Consider the following 4892-nt stretch of genomic DNA (forward strand, 5'->3'; position numbering starts at 1 on the left):
GCATTCCAAATGTGGGAGCGGGCTTGCTCGCGAAGACGCCGGTACAGCCAACACAATCTCTGAGGCGCCCCTTTCATCGAAACCATCGATGCCCTCAACTCATCAGGAGTTTCCATGACCCGAACCATCCCCGAACCGGATCTCGCTTACCTGCAAAAAGTGCTGCTGGAAATGCTCGCTATTCCCAGCCCCACCGGGTTTACCGACACCATCGTGCGCTACGTCGCCGAGCGCCTTGAAGAACTGGGCATTCCCTTTGAAATGACCCGGCGCGGCACCATTCGCGCCACCCTCAAGGGCCAGAAAAACAGCCCCGACCGCGCCGTTTCCGCGCACCTGGACACCATCGGCGCCGCCGTGCGGGCGATCAAGGACAATGGCCGCCTGACCCTCGCGCCGGTGGGCTGCTGGTCCAGCCGTTTTGCCGAAGGCAGCCGCGTCAGCCTGTTCACCGATAACGGCGTGATCCGTGGCAGCGTGCTGCCGTTGATGGCCTCCGGTCACGCGTTCAATACGGCCGTGGATGAAATGCCCATCAGTTGGGACCACATCGAACTGCGCCTGGATGCCTACTGCGCCACCCGCGCCGACTGTGACTCCCTGGGTATCAGCGTCGGCGATTTCGTCGCCTTCGACCCGCTGCCGGAATTCACCGAGAGCGGGCATATCAGCGCCCGTCACCTGGACGATAAAGCCGGGGTTGCCGCGCTGCTGGCGGCGCTCAAGGCGATTGTCGACAGCGGCCAACCGCTGCTGATCGACTGCCACCCGCTGTTCACCATCACCGAAGAAACCGGCAGTGGTGCGGCGGCGGCATTGCCGTGGGATGTGAGTGAGTTCGTCGGCATCGACATTGCGCCGGTGGCCCACGAGCAGCACTCCAGCGAGCACGCGGTGAGTGTGGCGATGCAGGATTCCGGCGGGCCGTATGACTATCACCTGTCCCGCCACCTGCTGCGCCTGGCGGCGGAAAATGAGTTGCCGGTGCGCCGCGACCTGTTTCGCTACTACTTCAGCGACGCGCATTCGGCGGTGACCGCTGGCCATGACATTCGCACCGCGCTGCTGGCGTTTGGTTGCGATGCCACCCACGGCTATGAGCGCACGCACATCGACAGCCTCGCCGCGCTGAGTCGCCTGCTGGGCGCGTACATCCTCAGCCCGCCGGTGTTCGCCAGCGATGCACAGCCGGCCAAGGGCTCCCTCGACCGGTTCAGTCACCAGATCGAACACGACACACAAATGGAGAGTGATACCCGCGTGCCGTCGGTGGACAGCCTGGTGGGCCAAAAAACCTGAGACTGGCAACTCGGATCCCGGCGCAGTAGCATCGCCGGGATTCCCTAGCCGAGGCTTGTATGCTGATTCCCTACGATGCACTTGAAGTCGACACCCTGACACGCCTCATCGAAGACTTCGTGACCCGCGACGGCACCGACAATGGTGACGACACACCTCTGGAAACCCGGGTGCTGCGGGTACGCCAGGCGCTGACCAAGGGCCAGGCGCTGATTGTTTTCGACCCCGAAAGCGAGCAGTGCCAGTTGATGCTCAAGCACGATGTGCCCAAGCACCTGTTCGACTGAGACTCAAGGATTGGGCACAGGCACTGGATGGGTGTTGGCCTGCTGCCCGTGGCGACTGAGGATCTTCTGATAGACCTCCGCCCGGTGCACATTGACCCCCACCGGCGCTTCCACACCCAGCTTCACTTGGGTGCCGTTCACTTCCAGAATGCGCAAGGTGATCTGGTCACCCACCGAAATTATTTCACCTACCGCGCGGCTTAATACCAGCATGGGGTTCGTCCTTTTTAAGTTACCGAACCCCGACCATGCGCTCCCTGCCTGGCACCATCAATGGCCTTCAGGTTAAACAGGCATGCCTTACACATCAGGGTAAATTACCCTACAGACAGGCAGTGAATAATCTCGAATTACACCCAAGAACCAAACGATATGTTCAAATTTGCAGGCGCTCTCTGTGGCTAGAGAGCTTGCTGTGGCGAGGGAGCTTGCTCCCTCGCCACATCAGGTGCTCACCTGAAATTCAACCTTTTACCGCCTGCGACTGAGCTTTCGCCCGCATCTTGTCCGCCATCACGGTCATCTCGTCATACAGCAGTTGCGGGTTCTTCTGTTTCAATGCCCAGGCCATGCGCCCCTGCTCGTGGGGCAGGATCATGAATTGCCCTTGCGCCACTTGCTGGTAGATGTAGTCGGCGATTTCTGCGGCGGTGATCGGCGAGCTTTCCAGCAGCTTGCCCACCTGGGCTTTCATCGCGGGCGTCGGCCCGCGGAACGAGTCCAGCAGGTTCGTCTGGAAGAAGGATGGGCACACCACATGCACGCCGACTTCCTGTTGCTTGAGTTCCACCAGCAGGCTCTCCGAGAGCGCCACCACGCCGGCCTTGGCCACGTTGTAGTTGCTCATGGCCGGGCCCTGCATCAGGGCGGCCATGGACGCGATGTTGATGATGCGGCCCTTGCTCTTTTCCAGCAGCGGCAGGAAGGCCTTGCAGCCCTTGACCACGCCCATCAGGTTGATCGCGATCTGCCAGTCCCAGTCTTCCAGGGACAGTTCGCTGAAGAACCCGCCCGATGCGACACCGGCGTTGTTGACGATCACGTCGATGCCACCGAACTTTTCCTCACAGGCCTGTGCGAACGCGGTGAGCTGGCTGTAGTCGCGCACGTCGCAGCGCTGGGTGAAACCGTCACCGCCGGCCTGGCGTACAAGCTTGAGGGTTTCTTGCAGGCCCGCTTCGCTGACGTCCGACAAGGCCAGCTGCCAACCCTCACGGGCCCAGCGCAGAGCGATTTCGCGACCCAGGCCAGAACCGGCGCCGGTGATCATCATGCGATTTTGCATAGGAAAGTAGCCTTGTGGTTCACGGAAGAAGTGAGCCGCAGTGTAGCGAAGGTTTTTCCCGCACCCACGCACCATCAGACTGCTGAATGCCCCAGGCAAACCGTGGGCCGGGTCGGATAGCGGGAAACCCGCCAAGTTCCATTTATTTGAACTAAGGACAGTTATTTGCAACGGGGTTAAAGGAAATAAGCAAGTTAGCGAAAAGCTTTAAAAAAACACGGAATTTTCTGCCAAACACATGGGTCGGAGTTATTAAGGCGTCCGTATCAGTTGTCGGGCCTATTCGTTAAATAACAGGTCTTTTCAGAAGACAATAAGGAAAACAAAACATGAGCCTCATTCTTATCATTATTCTGATCCTCCTGCTGGTCGGCGGTCTTCCAGTGTTCCCTCACTCACGCAATTGGGGTTACGGGCCATCGGGTATTCTCGGTACTGTGTTGGTAGTGCTGTTGATTCTGTTGTTGCTCGGCAAGATATAACGCGTTCCAGCGTGCAAAAAAAAGAGGCCTTGAAAGGCCTCTTTTTTTATGCGCGGGTATTTAGTCCGGCTTGCCGTCCACTACACCGGCGGTGTTGTCCAGCAGGCTCTTGGTAGCGGTCTGCAGGAACGATTCGAGCTTCTGCTTCAACGCAGCCTCGTCCGGCGACTCTGGAATCACTTTCCCGGTCGGGTTGGCGCCCAGTTCGTATTCCCACAACTTCGGCGGCATTTCCTTGGGCAGTACCAGCACCCGGTCACCGGTGAGCAAGGCGACGGTCTGGTCGCTGCCCGACGGCTTGATCACGCCAAAGCCCTTGTCACCTTCCGGCAGGTTGAGCAGGTCACGGCCCCAGCACTGGTGCAGGGTGTCACCGCCCAGGCGGCCCATGATGGTCGGCACGATGTCGATCTGGGTGCCCACGGTGTGGTCACGCTCGCCGAACTTCTCCTGCATGCCCGGTGCGATCATCAGCATCGGCACGTTGAAGCGGCCCAGGTCCATCTCGGTGATCTGCTGCTCGTTGCCGAAGCCGTGGTCGCCCACGATCACGAACAGGGTTTCCTTGAAGTACGGCTCCTTGCGGGCCTTTTCAAAGAACTGGCCCAAGGCCCAGTCGGAGTAACGCATGGCCGTCAAATGCTCGTTGAGGCTGCCACGGTCGGTGACCTTCTCGACCGGCAATGGCGTCGGCAACGCGTACGGCGTGTGGTTGGACAGGGTTTGCAGCAGCGCATAGAACGGCTTGCCGCCTTCACGGGCCTTCAACTCTTCCAGGCCACGGTTGAACATGTCCTGGTCGGACACGCCCCAGGTCGGGTCCGAGAACACCGGGTTGACGAAGTCATTACGCCCGATGAAGTTGGTCATGCCCTGGTTGCTGAAGAAGCCCGACTGGTTGTCCCAGGCGAAGTCGCCGTTGTAGACGTACACGTCATCGAAATCGCGATGGCTGAGCAACTGCGGCAGGCCCGACAGCTTGTGGCTGCCTTCCGGAGTCTGCATCAGGTATTCGAAACCCGGCAGGTTCGGGAAACAGGCCATGGTGGCGAACATACCCTGGTGGGTGTGGGTGCCGTTGGAGAAGAAGCGGTCGAACAGCAGGCCTTCCTTGGACAGTTTGTCGAAGTACGGCGTGATGTTGCCCGGGCGGCCCAGGGCGCCCACCGAGTGACCGGCGAAGCTTTCCATCAGGATAACCACGACGTTCTTGATCGGCAGGGTCTTCTCGGCCGGCGGCGTGAAGTCACGGCGTACCGCGGCGGTGTCGGTGTCGACCAGTTTCTCGGTCGGCAATACCAGCATGTCGCGCACGGTCTGGGTGGCCAGCGGCTGCTCCAGGGTGGCTTTCCAGATGTTCGAACGCTCCTCGGAGAAGCGCGATTTCGCCGCCGCAATCAGCGACAAGGTACCGTTGAGGCCCAACTGGTTGGCGAAGTTCGAGTCGGTGGTGTACACGTCGCCCCAACGCAGTGGCGGGCCCTGGCGCAGGGTGCCACGGATGGCGACCACGGCGACCAGCAGGCAGACCACGAACAC

At 60.2% G+C, this 4892-nt stretch carries 6 protein-coding genes; 3 read left to right on the forward strand and 3 right to left on the reverse strand.

Annotated features, from left to right (window positions below; all coding sequences use genetic code 11):
- Positions 1 to 114 precede the first annotated feature (114 nt).
- Positions 115 to 1299, forward strand: a complete 1185-nt coding sequence (locus tag HX846_RS23080; protein WP_003216760.1) for an osmoprotectant NAGGN system M42 family peptidase — start codon at positions 115 to 117, stop codon at positions 1297 to 1299.
- 59 nt (positions 1300 to 1358) lie between these two features.
- Entirely contained in the window at positions 1359 to 1586 is a 228-nt protein-coding gene (locus HX846_RS23085) for a YheU family protein (RefSeq protein WP_003192759.1), read from the forward strand.
- Between the two features lie 3 nt (positions 1587 to 1589).
- On the opposite strand, the gene csrA is transcribed toward HX846_RS23085, so the two are convergent.
- Both csrA and HX846_RS23095 read right to left on the reverse strand, forming a co-directional pair.
- Positions 1590 to 1799: a carbon storage regulator CsrA gene (csrA, locus tag HX846_RS23090; protein ID WP_008433220.1), complete on the reverse strand. Its 210-nt coding sequence runs from the start codon at positions 1797 to 1799 to the stop codon at positions 1590 to 1592.
- 250 nt (positions 1800 to 2049) lie between these two features.
- A complete protein-coding gene (locus tag HX846_RS23095) occupies positions 2050 to 2871 on the reverse strand; it encodes an SDR family oxidoreductase (protein ID WP_177028910.1) in 822 nt (273 codons plus the stop codon).
- A gap of 329 nt (positions 2872 to 3200) precedes the next feature.
- Between HX846_RS23095 and HX846_RS23100 the strand changes: the two genes are divergently transcribed.
- A complete protein-coding gene (locus HX846_RS23100) occupies positions 3201 to 3353 on the forward strand; it encodes a DUF3309 family protein (RefSeq protein WP_003216767.1) in 153 nt (50 codons plus the stop codon).
- A 60-nt stretch (positions 3354 to 3413) separates the two neighbouring features.
- Here HX846_RS23100 and HX846_RS23105 read toward each other — a convergent pair.
- The coding region (locus tag HX846_RS23105; protein WP_178966154.1) for an LTA synthase family protein at positions 3414 to 4892 on the reverse strand (1479 nt) is incomplete at its 5' end.

The organism is Pseudomonas sp. K5002 (assembly GCF_013386655.1).
Classification (GTDB): domain Bacteria; phylum Pseudomonadota; class Gammaproteobacteria; order Pseudomonadales; family Pseudomonadaceae; genus Aquipseudomonas.